General features: G+C 68.2%; 20 protein-coding genes. 10 read left to right on the forward strand and 10 right to left on the reverse strand.

The features are described 5' to 3' along the window. Positions 1 to 121: 121 nt before the first annotated feature. The 6 genes from cutA to accC all read left to right on the forward strand — a co-directional run bounded on the left by cutA (position 122) and on the right by accC (position 6,411). Entirely contained in the window at positions 122 to 454 is a 333-nt protein-coding gene (gene cutA, locus QRM89_RS09605) for a divalent-cation tolerance protein CutA (protein WP_285447896.1), read from the forward strand. 5 nt (positions 455 to 459) lie between these two features. Next, a complete protein-coding gene (locus tag QRM89_RS09610; protein ID WP_285447897.1) occupies positions 460 to 2,766 on the forward strand; it encodes a protein-disulfide reductase DsbD in 2,307 nt (768 codons plus the stop codon). A gap of 824 nt (positions 2,767 to 3,590) precedes the next feature. Next, positions 3,591 to 4,037: a type II 3-dehydroquinate dehydratase gene (aroQ, locus tag QRM89_RS09615; protein ID WP_011035767.1), complete on the forward strand. Its 447-nt coding sequence runs from the start codon at positions 3,591 to 3,593 to the stop codon at positions 4,035 to 4,037. Positions 4,038 to 4,116: 79 nt separating this feature from the next. After that, entirely contained in the window at positions 4,117 to 4,599 is a 483-nt protein-coding gene (accB, locus tag QRM89_RS09620) for an acetyl-CoA carboxylase biotin carboxyl carrier protein (RefSeq protein WP_011035766.1), read from the forward strand. A 20-nt stretch (positions 4,600 to 4,619) separates the two neighbouring features. Next, positions 4,620 to 5,054, forward strand: a complete 435-nt coding sequence (locus QRM89_RS09625) for a four helix bundle protein (protein ID WP_223646827.1) — start codon at positions 4,620 to 4,622, stop codon at positions 5,052 to 5,054. Next, positions 5,044 to 6,411, forward strand: coding sequence for an acetyl-CoA carboxylase biotin carboxylase subunit (gene accC / locus QRM89_RS09630; protein ID WP_014509173.1), 1,368 nt, complete (start codon positions 5,044 to 5,046; stop codon positions 6,409 to 6,411). Before QRM89_RS09625 ends, accC begins: the two co-directional genes overlap by 11 nt. A 534-nt stretch (positions 6,412 to 6,945) precedes the next feature. On the opposite strand, the gene QRM89_RS09635 is transcribed toward accC, so the two are convergent. Next, positions 6,946 to 7,311: a hypothetical protein gene (locus QRM89_RS09635; RefSeq protein WP_228440502.1), complete on the reverse strand. Its 366-nt coding sequence runs from the start codon at positions 7,309 to 7,311 to the stop codon at positions 6,946 to 6,948. Further along, positions 7,308 to 8,228, reverse strand: a complete 921-nt coding sequence (locus QRM89_RS09640) for a hypothetical protein (RefSeq protein WP_115007220.1) — start codon at positions 8,226 to 8,228, stop codon at positions 7,308 to 7,310. Before QRM89_RS09640 ends, QRM89_RS09635 begins: the two co-directional genes overlap by 4 nt. A 409-nt stretch (positions 8,229 to 8,637) precedes the next feature. Here QRM89_RS09640 and prmA point away from each other — a divergent pair, with 409 nt between their 5' ends. Next, positions 8,638 to 9,558 (forward strand): 50S ribosomal protein L11 methyltransferase, encoded by a 921-nt coding sequence (gene prmA, locus QRM89_RS09645; protein ID WP_285447898.1) that lies wholly within the window; start codon positions 8,638 to 8,640, stop codon positions 9,556 to 9,558. A gap of 1 nt (position 9,559) precedes the next feature. Here the strand turns inward: prmA and QRM89_RS09650 are convergent, their stop codons facing one another. After that, positions 9,560 to 10,054 carry a hypothetical protein gene (locus QRM89_RS09650; RefSeq protein WP_285447899.1) on the reverse strand — a complete coding sequence of 165 codons (495 nt, stop codon included), beginning with the start codon at positions 10,052 to 10,054 and terminating at the stop codon, positions 9,560 to 9,562. Positions 10,055 to 10,202: 148 nt separating this feature from the next. On the opposite strand from QRM89_RS09650, the gene QRM89_RS09655 reads away from it, so the two are divergent. From QRM89_RS09655 to fis, 3 genes are all read left to right on the forward strand, one after another. After that, the gene (locus QRM89_RS09655; RefSeq protein ID WP_011035759.1) at positions 10,203 to 10,580 is read left to right on the forward strand and encodes a helix-turn-helix transcriptional regulator; all 378 of its coding nucleotides are present in this window, start codon (positions 10,203 to 10,205) and stop codon (positions 10,578 to 10,580) included. A gap of 478 nt (positions 10,581 to 11,058) precedes the next feature. After that, on the forward strand, positions 11,059 to 12,333 hold the full coding sequence (locus tag QRM89_RS09660; RefSeq protein WP_285447900.1) for a DUF3426 domain-containing protein: 1,275 nt from the start codon (positions 11,059 to 11,061) through the stop codon (positions 12,331 to 12,333). 115 nt (positions 12,334 to 12,448) lie between these two features. Further along, complete coding sequence (gene fis, locus QRM89_RS09665) at positions 12,449 to 12,721, forward strand: DNA-binding transcriptional regulator Fis (RefSeq protein WP_011035757.1); 273 nt, start codon at positions 12,449 to 12,451, stop codon at positions 12,719 to 12,721. A 281-nt stretch (positions 12,722 to 13,002) separates the two neighbouring features. Here fis and QRM89_RS09670 read toward each other — a convergent pair whose 3' ends face one another. Genes QRM89_RS09670 through QRM89_RS09700 form a run of 7 tightly spaced genes read right to left on the reverse strand, consistent with a single transcriptional unit; the run spans position 13,003 to position 20,280 of the window. Beyond that, complete coding sequence (locus tag QRM89_RS09670) at positions 13,003 to 13,977, reverse strand: phosphatidate cytidylyltransferase (RefSeq protein ID WP_012437216.1); 975 nt, start codon at positions 13,975 to 13,977, stop codon at positions 13,003 to 13,005. Continuing rightward, on the reverse strand, positions 13,974 to 14,606 hold the full coding sequence (locus tag QRM89_RS09675; RefSeq protein ID WP_042597267.1) for a lysophospholipid acyltransferase family protein: 633 nt from the start codon (positions 14,604 to 14,606) through the stop codon (positions 13,974 to 13,976). Before QRM89_RS09675 ends, QRM89_RS09670 begins: the two co-directional genes overlap by 4 nt. Further along, a complete protein-coding gene (locus QRM89_RS09680) occupies positions 14,603 to 15,250 on the reverse strand; it encodes a CDP-alcohol phosphatidyltransferase family protein (RefSeq protein WP_161962069.1) in 648 nt (215 codons plus the stop codon). Before QRM89_RS09680 ends, QRM89_RS09675 begins: the two co-directional genes overlap by 4 nt. After that, the gene (locus tag QRM89_RS09685) at positions 15,250 to 16,746 is read right to left on the reverse strand and encodes a TIGR04222 domain-containing membrane protein (RefSeq protein ID WP_285447901.1); all 1,497 of its coding nucleotides are present in this window, start codon (positions 16,744 to 16,746) and stop codon (positions 15,250 to 15,252) included. The genes QRM89_RS09680 and QRM89_RS09685 overlap by 1 nt, the downstream gene beginning before the upstream one ends. Continuing rightward, positions 16,743 to 17,186: a hypothetical protein gene (locus QRM89_RS09690; RefSeq protein ID WP_285447902.1), complete on the reverse strand. Its 444-nt coding sequence runs from the start codon at positions 17,184 to 17,186 to the stop codon at positions 16,743 to 16,745. Before QRM89_RS09690 ends, QRM89_RS09685 begins: the two co-directional genes overlap by 4 nt. After that, positions 17,183 to 18,520 (reverse strand): phosphatase PAP2/dual specificity phosphatase family protein, encoded by a 1,338-nt coding sequence (locus QRM89_RS09695; RefSeq protein WP_285447903.1) that lies wholly within the window; start codon positions 18,518 to 18,520, stop codon positions 17,183 to 17,185. The genes QRM89_RS09690 and QRM89_RS09695 overlap by 4 nt, the downstream gene beginning before the upstream one ends. Further along, a complete protein-coding gene (locus QRM89_RS09700) occupies positions 18,517 to 20,280 on the reverse strand; it encodes a bifunctional alpha/beta hydrolase/class I SAM-dependent methyltransferase (protein WP_285447904.1) in 1,764 nt (587 codons plus the stop codon). Before QRM89_RS09700 ends, QRM89_RS09695 begins: the two co-directional genes overlap by 4 nt. Positions 20,281 to 20,296: the final 16 nt, after the last annotated feature.

Genomic DNA, 20,296 nt, shown 5'->3' on the forward strand with positions numbered 1-20,296 from the left:
ACCTGCCAACGCCCGGGCGTCCCCATGCTGAATCAAGCCCCCGATCGCGCACGAAGCGGCGGCGCCGTGCCGGAAGGCGCGGTCGATCCCCCGCAATTGGGGGATTACACTGCCGTGTCTGATGAGCGCCTCCTCCCTCCATTTGTTGTTCAGCACCTGCCCGGATGCCCAAAGCGCCGATCGCATCGCGCGGGCACTGCTGGAGGAACGGCTGGCCGCCTGCGTCACCCAACTGCCCGGCGCACGTTCGCTGTACCACTGGAACGGGGCCATCGAGCAATCCCACGAAGTGCAGTTGCTGATCAAGACCTGGGAAGACCGCCTGCCTGACGCCATCGCGCGGCTGCAGGCGCTGCATCCCTACGACGTGCCCGAAGCCATTGCCGTGCAGGCCAGCGCCGGCCTGCCGGCCTACCTGGACTGGGTGCGTGCCGAAACCCGCAAGGAATCCTGACGTTCATGAAGTCCCTGTCCCGCTGGATCGCCCGCTGCGCCGTACTGGTCGCGCCCCTGTTCGTCGCCTTGCCGCTGCTGCTGACCGCGCCAGCGGCGCAGGCGGTTACCGAGGCAGACCTGCTGCCGGTGGACCAGGCCTTCGCACTGAGCGCCAAGGCCGACGGGCGTGACCGCATCGCGCTGACCTGGAAGATCGCCCCGGGTTACTACCTGTACCGGCATCGCATCAGCGTCAAATCCGGCCAGGGCTTCACTGCCGGCGCGCTGGATCTGCCTGAAGGCGAGAGCAAGCACGACGAATTCTTCGGCCAGGTGCAGACCTACCGCACTGCGCTGCAGGCCAGCCTGGCCGGCAAGGCCGCGCCCGGTCAGCGCAGCGCGATCCTGCAGGTGCAATACCAGGGCTGCGCCGATGCCGGCGTGTGCTACCCGCCGCAACGCCGCGAACTGCGCGTGGACCTGCCCGACGCGCCAACCGCCGCTCCGCCGCGCGAAAGCCTGGGCGCCCTGGTGCCGCGCGGCCCCAGTGGTGCACGGTTGTTCGGCGCGCCCGGCCAGACCGCTGGCGTGGACGCCCTGCCGCTGCCGGCCGACCAGGCCTTCAACTTCGAGGCGATCGTCGGCGACGGCAACAGCCTGCTGCTGCGTTTCACCCCGGCCCCCGGCTACTACCTCTACCGCGACCGCACCTCGCTGTCGCTGGAAGGCACCAGCGACATCCGCACCGGCCTGCCGCGGTGGCCGCAGGGCCGCACCCACCGCGACGAGCACTTCGGCGATGTGGTGGTGTATTTCGACCAGGCCGAAGTCACCCTGCCGCTGCTGCGCGACCGCCCCGATCCGGCCCGCGTGACGCTGGTGGCCACCTTCCAGGGCTGCCAGTCCGATGGCATCTGCTACCCGCCGATGACCCGGCGCGTGCGCCTGGACCTGCCGGCCGGCACGGTGTCGCCGCACAACCAGGCCACTGCCACCCCGCTGCTGATCTCGCCGCTGTCGGCCGGTGAAGTGGCCGCCGAGCGCGCCGCGCCAGCGCCGCCTGCGGATGCCGCACCTGGCCCCGATGCGACGGCCGGCAACCCGGAGCGCAGCCGCCCACCGCACCTGGAGCGCAACCTGCTTGCCATCCTGCTGCTGGCGCTGGCCGGCGGGCTGGTGTTGAACCTGATGCCCTGCGTGCTGCCGATCCTGTCGCTGAAGGTCCTGGGCCTGGCCCACAGCGGCGAGAGCCGCAACCACGCGCGCAGCCACGCCATCTGGTATTCGCTGGGCGTGCTGGTGTCCTTCGCTGCGATCGGCGGGCTGGTGATCGGCCTGCGCGCTGCCGGCCAGGCTGCCGGCTGGGGCTTCCAGCTGCAGCAGCCGTGGTTCGTGGCCGCGCTGGCCTACCTGATGTTCGCGGTGGGCCTGAGCCTGTCGGGCGTGTTCACGCTGGGCAGCAACCTGGGCGGCATTGGCCAATCACTGGCCGCGCGCAACGGGCCGCTGGGCGACTTCTTCACCGGCGTGCTGGCCTGCGTGGTCGCCAGCCCGTGCATTGCACCGTTCATGGGCACTGCGCTGGCGTATGCGTTCACCGCGCCTGCCCCGCTGGCGATGCTGGTGTTCCTGACCCTGGGCCTGGGCCTGGCGCTGCCGTTCCTGCTGATCGGCTTCATCCCCTCGCTGGCGCGGCGGCTGCCCACGCCCGGCGCCTGGATGGAGACGCTCAAGCAGGTGCTGGCCTTCCCGATGTACCTCACCGCGATCTGGCTGCTGTGGGTGCTGGGCAAGCAGCGTGGCGTGGATGCGCTGGCGCTGATGCTTGTCGGCGCCACCTTGTTGGCGCTGGGCCTGTGGTGGTTCGAGCGCAGCCGCTGGAACAGCCATCGCCTGGGTATGGGCCTGGCCGCGGCGATGCTGGTGCTGGCGATCGTGCCGGTGGTGGCGGTCACCCGCCTCAGCCTGCCGCGCGCCACCGCCGCCGAAGGCAGCGTCACCTACACCCCCGAGTTGCTGGACCGCCTGCGCGCGGACAACCGCGTGGTGTTCGTCAACATGACCGCCGACTGGTGCGTGACCTGCAAGGCCAACGAAAAGAACGTGCTGAGCAGTGCCGACTTCCGCGACGCGCTGCGCCGCGTGGATGCGGTCTACATGAAGGGCGACTGGACCAACGTCGACCCGAAGATCAGCGCCTTCCTCGACCAGCACCAGGCGGTTGGCGTGCCGCTGTACGTGGTCTACGGCCCCGGCGCCCCGCCAGCGGTGCTGCCCACCGTGCTCACCGGAGCCATCACCGAAGACGCGTTGCTGCGCGCAGCGCGCTGAGGCCTCGGCCAAGCAGTCCTGACTGCTGCGGCGCGCGGCGTGGCACGTTTCCCGGTGACCGGCTGAGTGTCATCGCGTCATTGCGTGTGGGCGGCCGCTAAATTACGGCGCGGTCTGCCAGGCCACTGCGGTCGGCCACGCGCTTGAAAACTCGGCACCTGCATTGCTGCCACTGCGCAGTAATTTGCGCGCTGAGCAATGCGCTGCTGCGCGCAGCGCGCTCAGGCTTCAAGCCAAACGCACTGCAACCAACGCGCTCGCACGGGGCGCACCCTGGAGGGCCATCGCTTCGTGCGCCTGGGCCATCCATAAGTGGCAGCCGCACTCTGTGGCGCACGCTGGTCGCAACGGGTTTGCTTCTCCCGCCCTGACGCGTGCTGCCATCGGGTCGCGAAACGCTGCCCCAGCGCGCTCGCACTGCGCGTGTTTGGAGGTCATCGCTTCAGCGCCCGGGCTGCCAAGAGCTGCCAATGCGGTCTGTGGCGCCAATTCGGTCGACAACGCACCCGAGCACCCCACACGTGCGCTGCTGCCATCGGTGGCAATCTGCGCGCATTCGCACGGTTCGCCGACACGGAAGACTGGATACTCCAGGTGCGGTCTCGGTGCAGCGCCTGAGGCCACATGCGCGTAGCGAACTGCAACGCGCCCGCTCCAGCACGCTATGCACCAGCGCTTCATGCGCGGCACAGCCCGCCAATCCACGCTTGGCGCGGGGGCGGCGCAAGAATCAAACGATTGTTTAAAACATCGATAACTTCGCCCATCTGGACAGCATCGCCTGCATCGCGCAGACTTCCGGCCTTTCCGCTCTTCCGGATGTCATGGCCCACCTGCTGCTGTTGCACGGCCCCAACCTCAACCTGCTCGGCACCCGCGAGCCGGAGGTCTATGGGCGCACCACGCTGGCGCAGATCGATGCGGCGCTGGTGGACCGTGCGCAGGCGGCCGGGCACACGCTGGACTGCCTGCAGTCCAATGCCGAGCACGTGCTGGTGGAGCGCATCCACGCCGCGCGCGAAGACGGCACCGCCTTCATCCTGATCAACCCGGCCGCCTTCACCCACACCTCGGTGTCGCTGCGCGATGCGCTGCTGGGTGTTGGCCTGCCGTTCGTGGAAATCCATCTGTCCAACCCGCACACCCGTGAGCCGTTCCGGCACCACAGCTATCTGAGCGACAAGGCCGCCGGCGTGATCTGCGGCTTCGGCGCCGACAGCTACCGGCTGGCGCTGGAAGCGGTGATCGCGCGCCTGGAGCGCGACAGCTGACGCGCACTTCGCGCCACACCCCACCCCATTCCGCCGGCACCCGCCGGCACTCTCCACCGATTCACCTCAAGAGGCCCTTATGGATCTCCGCAAAATCAAGAAACTGATCGACCTGCTCGAAGAATCCAATCTCGCCGAAATCGAGATCAAGGAAGGCGAAGAAAGCGTGCGTCTGGCCCGCGTGCCTAAGGGCACCCAGGTGATGAGCGCCCCGATGCAGCAGTACGCGCCGGCCCCCGCCGCGCCCGCACCGGCGGCCACCATGCCGATGCAGTCGCCCACTGAAGCCTCCACCGGTGGCGCCAAGCAGGGCGCCGCCTTGCCGGAAGGCCACGTGCTGCGCGCGCCGATGGTCGGCACGTTCTACACCTCGCCCTCGCCCGACAAGCCGGCCTTCGTCACCGTGGGCCAGCAGGTCAAGGCCGGCGAGACGCTAGCGATCATCGAAGCGATGAAGATGTTCAACCCGATCGAAGCCGACATCTCCGGCACCATCGTCGCCGTCCTCAGCGACACCGGCCAGCCGGTGGAGTTCGATCAGCCGCTGTTTGTGATTGGCTGAGCAGCGGAGATTGGAGAGTCGTGATTCGGGATTCGCAAGAGCGGCCGCACGAGCGCCTGACGGTATGGCGCGATGCGATGTCGCTTGTCGAAGCGATCTACCGCCTGAGCCACGACTTTCCCGATTCCGAACGCTTTGGACTGACGGTGCAGATGCGGCGCGCGGCGATCAGCGTTCCTTCCAATATCGCCGAAGGAGCTGCACGGCGCTCCACTGCCGAGTACCTGCGTTATCTCTCGATGGCGCGCGGCTCGTTGGCAGAGCTGGACACGCAACTGCAGATCGCAACGCGGCTGCAGTTCGCTTCACCCGATGCGGCAATTCTCGATCTCTTGAATCGTACGTTTGCCAGGCTCAACGCATTGATCCGCACGCTGGACGAGTCGCGACATCTCCGCGAGCCCGGCGCCCTCTACGAATCCCCAATCTCGAATCCCCAATCCCATGCTAGATAAAGTCGTCATTGCCAACCGAGGTGAAATCGCGCTGCGCATCCTGCGCGCGTGCCACACGCTCGGCATCCGCACGGTCGCGGTGCACTCCACGGTCGACCGTAACCTCAAGCACGTGGCCATGGCCGACGAGTCGGTGTGTATCGGCCCGGCCGCGTCCAGCGACAGTTACCTCAACATCCCGGCGCTGATCGCCGCGGCCGAGGTCACCGACGCGCAAGCCATCCACCCCGGCTACGGGTTTCTCTCGGAAAACGCCGATTTTGCCGAGCGGGTGGAAGAATCCGGCTTTATCTTCATCGGCCCCAAGGCCGACACCATCCGCCTGATGGGCGACAAGGTCGAGGCGATCCGCGCGATGAAGGCCGCCGGCGTGCCGTGCGTGCCCGGCTCGGGCGGCCCGCTGGGCGATGAGATCGTGGCCAACACCAAGATCGCGCGCGAAATCGGCTACCCGGTGATCATCAAGGCCGCCGGCGGCGGCGGTGGACGCGGCATGCGCGTGGTGCATTCGGAGGCCGCGCTGAAGGCGGCGATCGAAACCACCAAGTCCGAAGCCAAGGCCGCTTTCAGCAACGATCAGGTCTACATGGAGAAGTTCCTGGAGAACCCACGCCATGTGGAAATCCAGGTGCTTGCCGATGGCCAGGGCAACGCCATCCATCTGGGCGAGCGCGATTGTTCGATGCAGCGCCGTCACCAGAAAGTGGTGGAAGAAGCACCGGCACCGGGCATCACCGAAGAACTGCGCGCTGAGATCGGCAAGGTCTGCGTGGATGCGTGCATCCGCATCGGTTACCGCGGCGCGGGCACCTTCGAATTCCTGTTCGAAGGCGGCCGGTTCTACTTCATCGAAATGAACACGCGTATCCAGGTGGAACACCCGGTGACTGAGCGCATCACCGGCATCGACCTGGTGTGCGAGCAGCTGCGCATCGCCGCCGGCCACAAGCTCAGCATCAAGCAGAGCGACATCGTGCTGCGCGGCCATGCGATCGAGTGCCGCATCAACGCCGAAGACCCGGAAACCTTCATGCCCAACCCGGGCCTGATCACCGCGTTCCATCCGCCGGGTGGCCCGGGCGTGCGCGTGGATACGCACATCTATGCCGGCTACAAGGTGCCGCCGAACTACGACTCGATGATCGGTAAGCTGATCGTGCACGGCCCGGACCGCGAGACCGCGATCGCGCGCATGCGCGTGGCGCTGAGCGAGATGGTGGTGGACGGCATCAAGACCAACATCCCGCTGCAGCAGCGCATCATGCGCGACAAGGGCTTCCAGGCCGGTGGGCAGAACATCCACTACCTGGAAAAGCGCCTGGCCGAGCGCAAGAACAAGTCCATCGCGCTGGTCTGATCGCGGTAGCGCTGGCCAAGAAAAAGGCGGGGAAACCCGCCTTTTTCGTGTCTGCGTGTGCGCCGGGAGCGTGGTGTTCAAACTGCGGGGCCGCGGCATTACGCCGGCGTGTTATCTGGCGAACGACTTGCGCGTCACGTCTACGCGCCGAACCGTGTGACCAGCTTCATCGCATGGAGCGCTTCGCGTGCGCGGCCATGCCACTACTGCGTGGCGAACGATCTGCGCGTTACGCCTGCGCGCCGAACTGCGTGACCGGCTTCATCGCATGGAGCGCATCGCGTGCGTGACCATGCGTCAGTGCTGCGTGGCGAACGACCTGCGCGTCATGCTTGCGCGCCGAACTGCGTGACCGGCTTCATCGCATGGAGCGCTTCGCGTGCGTGGCCATGCGTCAGTACTGCGTGGCGAACCACCTGCGCGTCACGCCTGCGCGCCGAACTGCGTGACCGGCTTCGACGTGTATAGCGCATCGCGCGCGCGGCCATTGGCCGCTTGCACGCGCAATCGCGCATCACTGCACATCCGCGGCACTCAACGGCGCTTTGCTGCCGGTTGCTGGCTGCCGGGTACCGGCACCGAGCCGCTGGGCGAGGATGGGTCGACCACGGTCATGGTTTCGGTGGAGCCATCCGGCCACACCACCTGGAACGTGGCGCCGGCCGGCAACGAGGCGAACGGCATGCCGCTGCTGGCGCGATACACCGCGGCCACCTGGCTGGCGCCGTGCTGGCGCAGCTGCGCGTCGGCACCGACAGTGATGCGCTTGACCGACAACGGCTGGTAGCGGTGATCGGCGGTGTCGATCATCACGATGCCCACCGCTGCGGCCGAATACGCCACGAACAGCGCCACCCAGAACCAGAACTTGGCGCCGTGCGCCAACCGACGGTAGTTCATGACTGTGTCTCCGACCGCGTTACGAGTGTATCGACCATCTCATCCACCTTGTCTGCTCCCTGCCGCGGCACCGCGGCATCGAATACGAACGACACGAAATCCTGTGCGCTATCGCGCGAGCAGATGCCCGCGTTGGCGCAATAACTGGTGACCAGCGTGCTTTGCGCGCTGCAATCCAGGCCCAGCCGGCACGCGGCGACCTGCCAGGCCAGCTCGGCGAACTGGTCGCCCGCCACATAACCGTCCAGGCTGTCATCGCCACTGGCGCGCGCGCCCATCGCCGGCGCCAGCGCCAGATACGCTTCCGGGTCGCGCGAGGCCAGCACGCGCTGCACTAGCGCGCGCTTGTAGCCGGGCGTGGTCTGCAAGGGTTCGCCCAACGCAAGCATGGCCGCTTCCGCAGCGAGGCTGCCGGCACGCGCGGCGGCCTGACGTTGCTGCGCCACCACGCGCGGGCTCAGCCCATCGCTGGGCGCGAAGCCGGCGCAGCGCTGCGCCACACGTTCGCGTGCGGCGTGCATGGCGGCTACGCCGGGCGCGGGTTGGCTGGCGATCCAGGCACTATCGGCCGCGTAGCCAGCCGGGCTCACCGCATAGGGGGCGCAGTAGTCGTAGACCCGGCTCAGGCGCCAACCGGCCTGTGCGTCACCGGCGCGCACTTGTTGCTGCAGCTGCTGCGCGTAGCGGTAGAGGTCCTGCGGCGGCTCGCCTGCGGTGCCGCGCGCCAGCTGCAACGCGGCGCTGCGCTCGGGCACCGCGTGCGGCTGGCCGGCTGTGGGTACGACGTGCGCAGCCGCGGTCTCCACGACGGCCGCGGGCGAGATGCCCGCTGTCTGCGGACGCGCCTGCCACCACGCCGCCGCAAGCGCGGCGGGAGCGAGCAACAGCCAGAGATGGCGGGCACGAACGAGCGGCATGGACGGCAACAGGCCTGGCGCGGGAACGTCCCGCAGCGACGGCGCGGAGTCTATCACCGGCGCTGCTGCGGGTCGGCGCTGAAGCGGGCGCTAGCGCTTTTGTGGGAATTGGGAATTGGGAATTGGGAATTGGGAATTGGGAATTGGGAATTGGGAATTGGGAATCGGGAATCGGGGATTTGGGATTTGGGATTTGGGATTTGGGATTCGGTGATTCGTTCCATCCACATGATCGGTGCGAAGCGGGCCACACACGCAGAAGGCTGCCGCTCTCCTTCCCTCCAGCAAACACGTAAAGCCGCAGACAACGCGTTTCCCAGCACAGGCGATGGGCCGTGCTGCCACGCGCCGCTCAGGGCGCGGCGCGCGAATCGTCTACGATGCACGTTTTACCGCCGCGACCGTCCCGATGCCGTTCCTTGAATTGACCCTGCCCTGCACCCGCGCCACCCAGCCCCGTTTCGAGAACGCGCTGGAGGATGTGGGCGCATTGGCCGTGACCATGCTCGATGCCCATGCCGGCACCGTCAACGAGCGCGCCATCCTTGAGCCGGGTGTGGGCGAGGTGCGGGTGTGGGAGGAGACAGCGCTCACCGCGCTGTTCGACGGCGACAGCGACCCGCTGATGCTGCTGGCCGCGCTGGAAGCCTTCGACCCGAGCCTGGACACGCGCCATGCGACGTTTCGCAGCGTGGAGGACAGCGCCTGGGAACGGGCCTGGATCGACCAGTTCAAGCCGATGCGCTTTGGCGCGCGCACCTTCATCGTGCCGTGGAACCAGGACCTGCCCGAAGAGGCCAACACGCCCGACGCGGCGGTGGTGCGGCTGGATCCGGGCCTGGCCTTCGGTTCGGGCACCCACCAGACCACCGCGCTGTGCCTGCGCTGGCTGGATGCGCTGGCCGGCGAGGGCCAGTTGCAGGGCCGCAGCGTGCTGGATTTCGGCTGCGGCTCCGGCATCCTGGCCCTGGCCGCGCTCAAGCTCGGTGCGGCCAACGCGGTGGGCGTGGATTACGACCCACAGGCATTGCTGGCCACGGCCGAAAATGCCGAGCGCAATGCGATGGAAGCGCAAATGCAGGTGTACCTGCCGCAGGACGAACCCGTGCAGACTTACCCGGTGGTGCTGGCCAATATCCTGGCCACCGCACTGGACGCGCTGGCCGAGACCCTGGCCGCGCGCGTGGCGCCCGGCGGGCGCATTGCGCTGTCGGGCATCATGCAGGGCCAGGAGCAGGACCTGGTGCAGCGCTACACGCCCTGGTTCGAGCACCTGCACTGCGAACACGACGCGGAATGGGTACGCATCGACGGCGTTCGCCGCCACTGACTCACTCCGGCCGGAGTTCACCGCTGCGGATCCGCGCGGTGGTGACGGCATCCTCGACGCTGATGGCGCGCAGCTGGGTCACCGGCTGCCAGCCAGCACGCTGCAGGGCCGCGCACCGCCAGCGGCTGGCCTGCCGCACCGCAGACGCGCGCATGCCCAGCTCGACCAGACCCAGCGCCGCCCAGGCCAGCAACCAGCCGCCGGCGGATGCACCGGCGAGCCATAGCCCGCCCGCACTGACCAGCACGCCCATGCCGGCGGCCAGCAGCCGCCAATGGCGATGTCGACATGCCCACCATCGGGGCGCCAGCGCCGGCCCCCAGTGCAGCCCGTCGATCACCGCGGTCCAGTCCTGGTCGCGGCGCCAGACCAGGTAACGGGCCGCACCCGCAAAGCGCGCCACCGCTGGATCCAGCGGCGAATAGGCCGGCCAGGGTGTCGGCGGTACAGCTTTCGGACGCGGCGCCGCGCGCCGGCCCCACAGACGTTTGCACATGACGGCTCCTCCTTGAGTTCGCTGTGATGTCGTGATCACCCAGCGAACGCCAGTATCGCAAACATCTTTCGATATGAAAGTCATACGAACTATTTGATTGCGTCGCTGGCGCTATATCTCCCGGCCCGTTCCCGCCACCGGTGTCCGTGTGAGCAAGCTATACGAGCGTGTACGCGAGGCCCGCAGCTTGACCAAGCTGACCCAGGAAGCCCTGGCCGGCGAACTGGGCGTGACCCGCAGCGCGGTGGCGCAATGGGAGATGGCCGAAGGCACCGCGCCGTCGGTTGACAACCTGATCGGCCTGGCCAAACGCAGCGGCATGACGTTCGAATATCTGGCCACCGGCCGCGGCGAGCGCGTGTTCGGCCCGCCGGTGTCCTCGATCGCCGAAGAACCTGCCCAATACCGCCATCTGGACGAGCAGCAGCGTGTGCTGCTGTCGCGCTTCGACGCATTGGCCCCGCGCCAGCGCACCGGTTTGCTCGATCTGCTGCTGGCCGAAGGCAAGCCGCGCCGGCGGCGCTGAGGCCCGGCCGCGGCAAGCGCGTGGTCGCACCCGCTGGTGTTTTCGATTGCCGAAGGACCTGCGCAATAGCGCCATCTGATGAGCAGCAGCGCGTGCTGCTGTCGCGCTTCGACGCGTTGGCCCCACGCCAGCGCACTGGCCCGCTCTCGATCTGCTCCTGACCGAACGCAAGCAACGCTTGCGGCACTGGACCAGACGCCGAGTCTTGTTCTGCTCCGCGGGCCAGTCGCCTGAGCCTGTGCGGCGCGGCGGCGGCGCCTAATCCATTTTCATCGCAGGGCAGTGTTCGCTGGAAACAGTGCTCACGAGAAAACGTCGGCCTGTCTGAAGACGCCTGCGGCATGGGGGGCACGTCCCTGAGCACTACGCCGTGGCGCCGCACGCAACAGGTGGGTGCGGCGGTCACTGACCGCGGCAGCGGGTTCGCCATGCGGCGCGCGCGTGGTTGAATAGCGGTCTTCCCGCTGCACGCCTGCCGATGTCCGAGACTCCGCCTCCGCGCCGCCCGCTTGCCACGTTCCTGCGTGCGGCCCCGGCCGCCCCGCCGCTGGTCCCGACCCCGCCCGCGCCTTCGACCGAGCCGGCCGACACCGCAGTGCCTGCCCCCGAGTCCGCGCCGGTGGCAGCGCCGCTGACCGCGCCTGCTCCGGCGCCGGTACGTCCGTTGCCAGCGCCACCGCGCAGCCCGGAGGCCGCCCCGCCAGGCGCCGCTGCACGTGCGCCTGACACCCTGATTGCACCCGCACGGCGAGACGCGCCGCTGTCGGCGTCACCCCTGCCGTTGCCTGCTACGCCACCCGCACCGGTGCCGGCGCATTCGTCTGCACAGACTGCGGACCCGGCCATGCGCCACAGTGCAGACGACCGGCAAACTGCAGCGGCGGCGATCGCTCCGGTAGCAGCCGGAGCTGCAGCAACTTCTACAGGTCCAGCAGCTCAGGTAGCTCCAGCAGCAGCGCACGCAACCAACGTCCGCGACCAACCTGCAATTGCAGCGCAGTCCGCTGCGAGCGCGCCGGGCGCCACGATCACGCAAACGCCGCAGGCGTCCCCCCCGGCCAATCAAGACGGCCTGCCTGCCCCAGCCGCTCGCCAAGCGGCCCCTGCACCGGAAGCAGAAGCAGGTGCACCGGCCGAGGCCGAGGTAGAGGCAGATCGGGACGTCACCGCACCCACGTCCACACCGGCATCGGCATCCACACCAACGTCGCCATCCCCCTCCCCAACCCCGGCCCCCACGCCGGAACCCGCCTTCGCCCGTCGCGGCCTGGCCCGGCCGCGGCTGCGCGCCAGTGGCTGGCAATGGGCGGTGCTGGTCGGCCTGGTGCTGCTGCTGGGCCTGCAGATCGTGATCGCCGACCGCGCGCGCCTGGCCGGCGACGCGCGCTGGCGGCCGCTGGTGAATGCGGCCTGTGCCGTTGCGCGCTGCGCGCTGCCGCCGTGGCGCGACCCGGCCACGCTGACCCTGCTGACGCGCGACGTGCGCCCGCTGCCCGCTTACCCCGGCGTGCTGCAGATCCAGGCCAGCTTCCGCAACGATGCACGCTGGGCACAGGCCTGGCCGTGGCTGCAGCTGTCGCTGTCTGATGCCGACGGCCGGGTGATCGGCACGCGGGTGTTCAGCCCGCAGGATTACCTGGGCCAGGCGCCCGCCGCGCAGGACACGCTGGCGCCCGGCCAGGCGGTGCAGGTGGCGTTTCGCGTGCGCGAACCGGCCGCGAGCACGGCTGCCTTCAGTTTTGATTTCCGTTGAGCGGACGCGACCTGACCGCCACCCCACATGGGCGTGGCGAGCGGTGAGGTCACGCGCTAGACTCACTCCCCCTCGCCGGCCACGCGTCCCGGCTTCGTGACACTGGGAACCTCCTTTGAACGCAGCCCCCTCTCGTCCTGACAGCAGTCGTGGCGCCCCGAAGTCGCCGCTGCGCGAACACGTCGCGCAGTCTGTGCGCCGCTATTTGCGCGATCTGGATGGCAGCGATGCCGACGACGTATATGAAATCGTGCTGCGCGAGATGGAGATCCCGTTGTTCGTCGAAGTGCTCAACCATTGCGAAGGCAATCAGAGCCGCGCCGCGGCCATGCTGGGCATTCACCGCGCCACGCTGCGCAAGAAGCTCAAAGAGTATGGGCTGACGTAGGTTTGGGAATCGGGAATCGGGATTGGGGAATCGCAACGGCGGTTTCGCGCGATGTGTGCGTTTCCTGTGCGCATGAAGACGCGTGGTTTGCACTACGATTAGGTTTGGGAATCGGGAGTGGGGAATCGGGAATCGCAACGGCGGTTTTGCGCGACGTGTGCGTTCCCGTGCGATGAAAAACGCCAGGTTTGCACCACGATGGCGCAAGGACTTGGGCACATGCGACGTCTGATTGTTTAAGCGCTGTCACTGCTTGCCGACGGCGCGCTGCTGCATGCCGCTTACGCCCAGCCGTAGCGAATCAGGTGGAAGAACACCGGCGCGGCGAAACACACCGAATCCAGCCGATCGAGCACGCCGCCGTGGCCTTCGATCATGTGGCCCCAATCCTTGATGCCGCGATCGCGCTTGATTGCCGACATCACCAGCCCGCCGAAGAAGCCCATCAGATTGGCCACCAGCGCCAGCCCGAACGCGTGCCACGGTGCGAACGGGGTGATCCACCATAGCGCCATGCCGAGCAGGCTGGCCGAGAGCACGCCACCGATGAAGCCTTCCACGGTCTTGGACGGCGACAGCTTCGGTGCGATCAGATGCCGGCCGGCCAGTTTGCCCCACACGTACTGCAACACATCCGAGGACTGCACCACGATCACCAGGAAGGCGATCAACAGCAGGTTACGCCCGGCATAGCCGGGGATCTCCAGATTCAGCAGTGCCGGCACGTGCGAAATGCAGAACACGCAGATCATCAAGCCCCACTGCACCTTGGCGGTGCGTTCGAGATAACGCGTGGTGTCGCCGCCGATGGTGGCCAGGATCGGCAGCACCAAGAACGCATAGACCGGGATCAGCAACGTGTACATGCCATACCAGCCGGTCCACACCAGCCCGTACTGCCAGGGCAACACGATGTAGAACGCCGCCAGCAGCGCGTAGTAATCGCCGCGCCGGGTGGGCGTGAGGGTGATGAACTCGCGTAGCGCGAACAACGACACCAGCGCGAACAGCCCGATCACCCCGGCGCGCCCGAACACGAACGCAATGCCCACCACGCCGGCCATCACCCACCAGGCGCGGATGCGGGCCACCAGGTTGTCGAGCACTGCGCTGGGCTGCGCGCGCGCACGCCAACGCAAGGTTTCGGAAATGAGCGTGGCCACCACCAGCACCAGCGCAATGCCGCTGAACAACCATAGCGTCTGCTGGTGCATTGAGGACTGCTGCAGCTGCCCACTGAACGCATACGGATTCATGCGCGCGCCTCCAGCTGATCCGGCGACAACGCCAGCAGCGCCTCACGCGCACGTGCCAGAAATGCCTGCTTGTCTTCGTCGGCCTCCAGCCGTAATGGCGCACCGAAGGTGGTGGTGCATAGCAGCGGCAGCGGCAACCATTTGCCCTTGGGCATCACGCGCTTGAGGTTATCGATCCACACCGGCACGAACTCCAGTTCCGGGCGTTGCCGCGCCAGGTGGTACAGCCCACTCTTGAACGGCAACACGCCCTCGTCGGGATTGCGCGTGCCTTCGGGAAACAGGATCAGCGAATCGCCGGCGTCCACCGCATCGCACAGGCATTCGATCGGGTCGCGGGTGCGGCGCGCCGCATCGCGTTCGATCAGCACGCCGTTGAACACCGCGTGGATCAGGTAGCGGCGCAGCGCAGTGCGTTGCCAGTAATCGGCCGCGGCCACCGGGCGGACTTCATGCCGCAGGCTGGCCGGCAGCGAGGACCAGATCAGCACGAAGTCGCCGTGGCTGGCGTGGTTGCCGTAGTACACGCGGCGTTCGTTGGACGGCGCGCAGCCGCGCCACAACGCGCGGGCACCGGTGAGGGTGCGGATGGCGCCACTGCAGGCACGCGCGATCAAACGGGCAATCATGTCCACTCCAATGCGCGCACGATCATGCGCAGCCGCAACACCACCGTCAGCACCGCACCGGCGATCAACACCGCCAGTGCGCCAATCAACACCCACGCCGCCGCACGCGGCTGGCCCATCCATTGCAGCGGCAGTGCCAGCACGGTCATCAACGACAACCAGTGCATGCGCTGCACGCGGCTCATCGGCCCCTGCCGCGGCTCGGCGGTGCCACAGGCCAGCCCGAGCATGCGCACGTAGGCAGTGGCCACGCAGCACAGCGCCGCGGCCCAACCCAGTTGCGCGGCCCACGGCACGCTGGCCTGCAGCCCGTAGCCCAGGCCGATGCACACCAGCACATCCGACAGGCGATCCGGTGCGTCGTTGTAGACCTCACCGGCGCGCGACACCAGCCGCGCCTGACGCGCCAGCACGCCATCCAGGCGGTTGCACCACAACCGCCCCTGCAGCCCGAGCAAGGCCAGCAGCAGCGGTGCGGCACCTTCGCGCGCCGGCGCGCTCAAGCCGATGTAGAACATCAGCCCGGCCAGCGCCGCGAAGGCGATGCCCACCCACGACACGCCATTGGGTGTGGCGCCGCGTCCGCGCAACGCGCGTGCCAGCTGCCGTTGCCGCGCACGCAGCCCGGTTGTCTCGTGTGCCATCAGTCGCCTCCCCCGCCACATCCACCACAGCCGCCGCCACCATCGCCGCCGCTGTCGCCTCCTCCTCCATCGCCGCCGTCACCACCACCGCCGCAGCTGCTACCCGTGCTGTCGTGGTGATGCGAGTTCGGTGCGCGGATCTCGTGGTAACTGGCCCAGGGTGTGCCGACCAACGCCACCGTGCCGTACAGCGCCACGGCCTCGCCCGGATCGGCGCCGGTCCGCGCAGCATCGCGGCGCACTGCCTGGCGGCGCGCCTGCAGACGCGCATCGCCGGCCAGGGTGCGCCGCACCGGCACCAGCAAAAAGCCCAGGACCAGCACGCTGGTCAGCACCAGGCAGCCGAGCAGGTACCCCACCGGAGACCCGCCCTGCACGCCAATCACCAGCTTGCATGCGCCCAGCACCCACACCACTGCCACGGGCAGGGTGCTGACAACGCGCACCCCGCGCGCAGCGCCAGGCGCAAGCCACAGGCCCTTGTCGATCAGCTGCTGTCTGACCGGTCCGGCAAGCCCGCGCAGGGCCTGCCAGGCCACGGTGGGATCTTCGGCACTGCGCAGCGCCTGCAGCGCCGGTTCCAGTGCAGGGGGCACCGCAATGCGCGGCTGCCATCGCACCCATCGCCGTGCCTGTGCATCCTCATCGCGGTCCAGGTAAACCGCGTTGCGCACCAGCAACTCGGTGAACAACAGATCGGCAACGCGATCGGCGCCACCGCTCAGGTAGGCGAATTCGCTGGCATCGACGGCATCGACCACGCGTGCGCGGCCACCACGCAACGCCCGCCGCAACCATGCCGCCGTGGACCAGCCCAGCCCGATCAGCGTGATGAAAAACGGCAGGAAGTGGACCCCGCGCCACTGCAACGGCTGCGGTATGCCGCCATTGGCCGAGTAGGCAAGCCAGGCGGCGACCGCCGCGGCAAGTGCCCAGCCCATGACTGCGCGCGGGAGTCGCCTGACCGACGGCGGCGCTGGCTCGCCGCGCAGCGCACGCAACGCGGCCTCGGAAGCGTCATCGTGCGCCGCCGGCACGGCTGTGGGAGCCGGCCGCGGGGCCGGCCACAGCAGTGCCGGCGGCGCGCCAAACTGCAGCTCATACCGCGCCAGCGTGGTGCGGTATTGCTGCTGGAAGCGCGCATCCTCGGCGGCGCTACCGCGGCCGGGTTGATGATGCAGCGTGGCCTGCAACACCTGCGGGCAAAAGCTGTCCCAGTACTCGCGGGTGTCGGTGAGATGGGTGTGCCAGACCTGATCGACCAAGGGGCTGGGCGTGGCCTGCGCGCTGCTGGTGCAGGCCAGAAAACAGAAGCGCCGGTATTCCTCTACCAATTGCTGCGCCACCGCCACGCTGCAGTGCGCCTGCTGGGCGACGCGGCGCTCGAAGGCAGGCAAGGCATCCGCATCGGGGCCGAAGGCATACGCCTGCAGCCGCAGCCATAACGCGTGCTGCTCAGGTGTGGCCTGCAGTGGCACTGTGGGCGCGGCGGTCACAGCATCCCCTTGGCCAGCAGACCGATTGCCAACGCCAGTACCTGCAACGCGGCGCACAGCAGCTGCGTGCGCAGCAGGCCGCGCATGCCGCGCCAACGCGCACTCCAATCACGTACAGGCGGTGCATGGCGCAGCAGCCCGATGTCTTGCAAGGCCTGGTCGAGTTGCTGGGCGGCTTGGGCGTCATCGGTATGACCGCGTTCCAGCTGGCCGAGCACCGCGTCGAGCAGATCGGCGTCCAAGCCCACCCGAAACGCCCAATAGCGCTGCGCAAGGCCGGCCAACGCGCTCAGCGCATAGGCAACTTGCGCAACCGTTGGTGCATCAGTGATGCCCAGCAACAACACGGCAGCGGCCAGCAGCAGCAACGCGCAGCGGTCGATTGCCGCGCCCTGGCGCAACAGCGCGCGCATGCTGGCCAGCATCATCACCGCGGTCATGCCGGCACCTGCGCGATAAGCGCATCGGCCGCAGCATCATTGGCACACGCAGCGGCAATCGCCGCCTGGTGATGAGGCCCTAGCACGATCGACGGGCGCGCCGCGCGCACGCAGGCCATGGCCTCGCTCACGCTGGCCGCGCGCTGGCTGAGCACCAGCCACGTCACCACGCTGGCTGCACTGCGCGAATAGCCCAGCGCGCAGCACACCAACACCGGCCCATGCGCGCGCGCGGCCTCGATCGCCTGCGCGGCAGCACGCAGGCTGGCGGGCGCCGGCGCCACCAGATCCAGCATCGGAATGATGCGGTCGTTCGCATGCGCATGGCGCAACGACAGTTCCGCACTGACGTCCACCACCGCCGCGAATGCCGCGCGCTGCGCCGGCAACGGAATCCGCCCCAACCACACGTCGTCGCACACCGCACGCGGCAACGGCGCGCGCCGCGTCCACAGCCGCGAGTTGCACCACGCCGCCAGCAGATAGGGGGCATACAACCAGCGCGCGGCCAGGCTCAGTTGCCCATCGCTGCGCTTTTGAAACCCGCCCGGCCCCAGCAGTGCGTAATTGAGCGCCACCAGCAGCAGCGCGCCACTCATCCACAGCAGCCACAGTGCCGCACCGCCCAGCCACAGCGCCAGGCCAGCCGTCACGCCTGCGCCACCCAGATACAGCGCCGCCAGCCGCCAGCGCCGCGGGTCACGCGCAAGGCATGCATCGGTCCACGGTGCTGCGATGCGCTCGGGCCACAGCCACACGCACAGCCACCCGGCTGCCAGCCCGGTGGGCACATCGATGAAATGATGCTGATAGGTGGTGAGCACCGAGACGCCAATCAGCGCGAACCACCCATGCAGCAGCCAACGCCACACGCCCTGCAGCTGCGCGCCGTAGCGCACCCACAGCACCACCAGCAGCACGATGTGCAGCGATGGCGCCTGGTTGTACGGCTTGTCGAAGCCCATCAGCACCGCAAACAACCACCCGAACACGCCATCGGTGTCGGGCCGTACGAAGCTGTAGCGCAACGGCCACAGCAGGAAACAGCTCACGCACAGCAGCTGTGCGGTGAACAGGCGCAATGCATGCGTGTCCAGTTGCCGCCGCGTGCGGCAGGTAAAAAACGATACCGCGTAGAACACGTCGATGGACCAGTACGGCACGATGGTCCACGGCCAGAACGGCATGCCGTGTTCCCAGCCGAACACCACCGCCGGCACGTTGGCCGCGCGCCCGGCCAAGGTATTGGCCAGCCCGTAGCTGAGGAAGAAGAACGGCCCCAGCACCGCCAGCCACAGCGCGGCGCGAGCGAACGGGCGCGCGCCTGCATTCATGCGTTGATCCGCTGCGCCAGCGACACGGTGAAGATGCCGAACGCGTCGATGCGCTGGTCCACCTTGCGAAACCCGGCCGCTTCCACCAGGCCGTCCATCTCCTGCTGGCTGCGCCGGCGCATCACCCAGGCCACGCCATCGCGATGACTGGTGAGTGCGCGCGCAATGAATTCCAGCTGCGGATGCCAGGGCTGCCCGGTGTAGAGCAGATAACCGCCGGGCGGCACCGCTGCAGCCACGCCAGCGAGCGAGCGCGCCACCTGGTCGTTGTCGGCAAACAGTTCGTACAGGCCCGACACCACCGCCAGCGTGGGCGCCGGGTCCACCGCGCCCACCGAGACCGGATCGAACGCATCGCCCTGCTCGAAGCGCGCGATGTCACCTGCACCCAGCGCCTGGATCAACGCCGCGCCCTGAGTGACATTGAGCGGGCTGAAGTCGCGCAGCACGATCGCATCGGCACGTTGCGCGCCGCTGCCCAGCGCTTCCAGCACGTAGCGGCCATGCCCGGCGGCGATGTCCAACACGCGCACCGGTTGCCCGGCCTGGCGCAGGCGGGTGGCGGTTGCGCGCAGCAATTCGCCCAGATGCGCGCCACGGATGCGGATGCCGCGCCAGCCGATGGCGTTGAGGTAATTGCGGTCGATCATGCGGCCGAGCGGCCCGCGCCCACACGCCTGGTTGCGATAGATGTAATCCAGCGTGCTGCCGGAATCGAAGCCGGTCTGCAGGCCCAGCGCGATGCCTTCGGACAATGTGCCACCCAGCCGCAGGCCCGCACGCACACCGCGCCAGCGCAGGTCTTGCAGGCTGTTGCGTTGCGGCGGCCAGGCCAGGCGTTCGGCTTCTTCGAAACTCGGTCCCGCACGATGCGCGTCGCGCAGGTCCGCGCGCACCGGTGGCTGCGCAAAGCGCTCGCTGACGAACTGACGGATCTGCGCAATCGCCACCGCACGGTCGCGCTCACCCAAGGTGTCGTGGAAAAACCCGGGCAGAAAATGCCGTTGCTTGATCGGCGAGCGCAGGTTCTCGTAGAAGCGGTCCTGCGGGCCGCGATGCACCACGAAATCCGCGCCGGAGACCAGCAATTGGGTCGGCACGGTGATCGCCTGCGCATCGGCCACCACGCGGTCGGCCGCCGCGTACAACCCCAGCAGCACACGCACCGAAATCGGCCGGGTGATCAACGGATCGGTGCGGTAGCTTTCCACGCGCGCCGGATCATGCGTCAGCCACTGCGGCTTGACGTAGCTGTTGACGAAGAAGTTGCCGCGCAGCGCCTGCATCAGCGCCAGCCCCGCGCGTGCAAACGGCACGTACAACTTGACCTTGAACGCCGGCGAGGCCAGCACCAGCGCGCGCAGCGGCGGCGCGTAGTCATGCACCCAGGTGGATGCCACCACCGCGCCCACGCTCTGCGCGATCACCACGATGTCCTGCACCGCGATGCCGTGGGTGGCACCGATGTGCGCAATGAAACTGTCCAGGTCGCGCACTAGCGCGTCGAAGCCGGGCGCGTCGCCGCGCGCGCCGGGCGAGCGCCCGTTGCCGCGTGCATCCCAGGCAAAGAACTGCGCGTCCGGCAGCTGCAATTCTTCGGCCAGGTGCATCACCCGCCCGGAATGCTCGTGCCCACGGTGCAGCAACACCACGGCCTTGGGCGGCGTCGCGGCGTCGACAGTGGCCTGCACCGGCCAGTGCCGATAAAACAGGGGCGCACCGTCGAAACTGGCGAACTCGCGCTCTACAACTGTGCGCATCGGATCATCCTGAGGG

It is taken from the genome of Xanthomonas sp. LMC-A-07, assembly GCF_030208825.1.
Classification (GTDB): domain Bacteria; phylum Pseudomonadota; class Gammaproteobacteria; order Xanthomonadales; family Xanthomonadaceae; genus Xanthomonas; species Xanthomonas campestris.